Annotated in this window: 3 protein-coding genes; all 3 read right to left on the bottom strand. The window is 41.4% G+C overall.

Annotated elements, in window-relative coordinates:
• On the bottom strand, nt 1-724 hold a 724-nt coding region (gene cmr4 / locus IQ242_RS20835; RefSeq protein ID WP_193961262.1), incomplete at its 3' end, for a type III-B CRISPR module RAMP protein Cmr4.
• Nucleotides 721-1,956, bottom strand: coding sequence for a type III-B CRISPR module-associated Cmr3 family protein (locus tag IQ242_RS20830; RefSeq protein WP_193961261.1), 1,236 nt, complete (start codon nt 1,954-1,956; stop codon nt 721-723). The genes IQ242_RS20830 and cmr4, both read right to left, overlap by 4 nt.
• A 6-nt stretch (nt 1,957-1,962) precedes the next feature.
• On the bottom strand, nt 1,963-3,119 hold a 1,157-nt coding region (gene cas10, locus IQ242_RS20825; protein WP_193961260.1), incomplete at its 5' end, for a type III-B CRISPR-associated protein Cas10/Cmr2.

Below are 3,119 nucleotides of genomic sequence, written 5' to 3'. Positions count from 1 at the left end.
GGGGAATGGCTTCTTCCGAGCGAAAAGAACCACCTTTAACAGTTTTTTCGCCTTCATTAAGAGCAACGCGCACTTCTCGCTGCAATCCCGTTTCTACCAAAGCAATACAGTCTTCATCATCCACAATGACTAGCTTTTTCAGAAGCTGATTAATCATCCCATTAGCATTAGTAAGATTTTGAAGAGATTGTGAGAGGCTATTAGAATCATTAGTATTTAGTTGCCCTAGGGCATTTTGTTGCAGAATTGCAGTTTGCAAGTAAAGGGGTTCGGGTGTAAAGCTAACTAAAGCTGGTCTTGCTTCTGTAATTTGCTCTCGACAGTTTTGAATTAATTGAGTTAAAGGGGATTTTTGTAACCAACGATTCCAACGTTCTAGCCAGAGAGGACAGGTAATCCAGACTAAGTGATGACTTAAGGATGCGATCGGAAAAAACAGGAGAGTTGCCTCAGCAAACCAAACTTCTCCTTCTGTGGGTTGTTGTCCATCTTTGATTTTTTGACCGAAAAACTGAGAGACTTCTTTTGCTAATGCTTTTTCTTCTTCACTTTGAGGATTGCTCGGTTCTAAGGCAGAGCGAATTTTACCTCTCAAGGACGAGGCAGGAAGATAGGGAAACTCGGTATGGACTTCGCGGGCGATTCCCATTAAATTGCCCTCATCAGCACTTCCGCCCGTGTGTAAAGGGGTCAGCAGATATAGATATGTTAAATAAGTATTCATAATGGTGTATTACCCCATAATAATTTACCATAGTTGAGTTTTTGAAAACTGGTTAACCAATTCCCCGTCGATTCAGGTTTAGGTAAGAGTGCCTCAGTTTCAGATGGAATCTGGTTAAAAATATAGACAGTCCCAGGTGGAACAAAGGCTCGTTGTGGCAATAAAGCAAATTCCTCATCTCCTTTTGTTTCTGAGTTAGGGGATGTGGAAGAAATCTGCGAAGCCGTGCGCTCCTGATTCTCTTTACCAAAGGAAATAACTAACTTGCGCCTAATTTGAGAAACACCACCCCACAATAAAGGACGATCGCTAACACATCCTGCTAAGATGGGTTGCCAATCACAGGGATAAACCCCATAAACGGCTTCCTCCTTAACCGCTAGTCCGGGGGTGAGTAAATAAGCAAAATCACCTGTTGTATTGGTCTTAGGATTAAGCAGTGTTTGATCAGCATCGGACAAAGTAAATGGGATGACAATCGCCCGATGTCCTTCTCCTCCCAACCGGACTACTGTTTCCCCTAACTTTATACTAATTCCCGCTACTAATCGCCAACCTGGTTTAAGACGAATCGCTACTTCAGTAAAATAGCCATCTTCATCTTTTACTTGTCGCTTATCCGCTTGCATTTGAATATGAGGCATGATCTGCACATTCCAAGGATCTTCCTGAAATTGTGTAGGGTCTGTAAGTTCTTTTCCTTGTAGATATTCGCTTAAAGCTTCTGCTGTAATCCAAGGATAAGGACGACAGAAAAATTCTCTTCTGTTCTCTTCTTCAACTAGCTCTCTAAAAGGAGCTACCATTGGAGCTAATCCCGCTTCGTCGAACAACAAATGTTCCCAAGCTTCATCGGTTCGATCAACAGGTTGAAGACGTAAAGTTCGATGCCAATCCGAAGCTGTATCGTCTAAATTATCTTCTTTTGGTTCCTCTTCTTCCGTTTCCTCATCTATTTTCTGAGTCTTTAGACCCCATTTGACTGCAACTAAATCTTTAGGAGTGGAAAAACATAATCTATCTTGGGGACTTAAGAGAAATGGCCCCATAAAATCTAAATCTTTGACATCTTTGGATAAAGTCGAGCGCAATGCTTGAAAAACTGTACTGGGAAACGGGGGAAATAGTCCTTTTGCCCAAGCACTCTCCCCTGGACTAAAAGGTTTAGCTTCCCGAAATAACAATACATCTAAAGGAGTGATCGCATACCAATACATTTGCTGTTCATCCATAGTTTATTACTCCGTTTCTCCCCATTTCATTTGTTGCATCCTTTTGTCATTCCAGAAAGCACTAAACCGCAAAAGATTAGCTAAATCCTTTTCTGTCGTGCCTAAAGGTACTTCTTTTTCAGTTTTATTTTTATTTACTTGATTATAGGTTCTATAAGCCCAGTTTTTCCACTGATCCAACCAATTTAGCAAGTTTTCTTGAATATGAGACTCTAGTGTTTGATCTCGACGGTTGATGATCACTTGTGCGGCTTTTCTCAATAAGCGATCGCTTTCAGTAACACAAGCATGACGTGGTAATTCTTCGGCTAATCGATAGAACAACGCACTTAAATCCTGCTGATCATACTGCATAAAATTCCACCATAAGTCTAATAACTCCCCTTTCATCAAGGCTTCTAAAGTGTTACCCGAACCATAAATCACCCGAAAACAGAGTCCATCTTTTCCATATAACTTTTTAGCACGGTCTTTTTCAGCCGTCCACAGGCTTTCTAATACGGTAGGAAGAGGTACACTTTTATGAGCGATAACAATGCCTAGACTCATGGTTGCCCCATCTCCCATCGTAAAATAGGGACGTTGTTGTAATCCTTGCAGAGTTTGTTTAGGAGTCCAGTAACCCCCCTCTGTGCTGAATTCTCTTTCTGGATCTGGGTCAGCACACCAAGCAGCACGAAGCGATCGCAAATACCCCAGTAAATCTGCTAGAGGTAGCACTGCCATCACATCATCACCGCCACTATAGACGACTTTACCACAATAACGTTCTTCCGTAAGGTAGGGTACTAAGCGATTAGAAAAGTCTAATAAGGCGCGATTTAACCCGACATGGGTTGCAGGTCCCATGCGTTTTTGAGTTGCTAGTAAATCTGGATAATCTTGATGATTTTTGACATTTTCTGCGATCGCATCTGTGATTAAATACTCTTTGTATTTCTTTAATTTTGACCCAGAGACATATTTCCCCATCCCATCCCCATCACCGAGGACAATTACCCACCAATCGGCTGGACTTCCTTCGCCAAATTTTGCTTTTTTATGCGCTTCTTCAACTAAACTTCTTAATGTTGCTGTTTCTTGAGCGTTACAATTCATGTCATCAGCTAACCATTTACTGGAAAACATGACTCCATTAAAATTCTGTCCATTCCTATTTTCTG

Source organism: Microcystis sp. LEGE 08355 (genome assembly GCF_015207185.1).
GTDB classification, from domain to species: Bacteria; Cyanobacteriota; Cyanobacteriia; order Cyanobacteriales; family Microcystaceae; genus Microcystis; species Microcystis panniformis.
The sequence above is the reverse complement of the archived record's forward strand: the minus strand, read 5'-3'. Positions and strand labels throughout refer to the sequence as shown.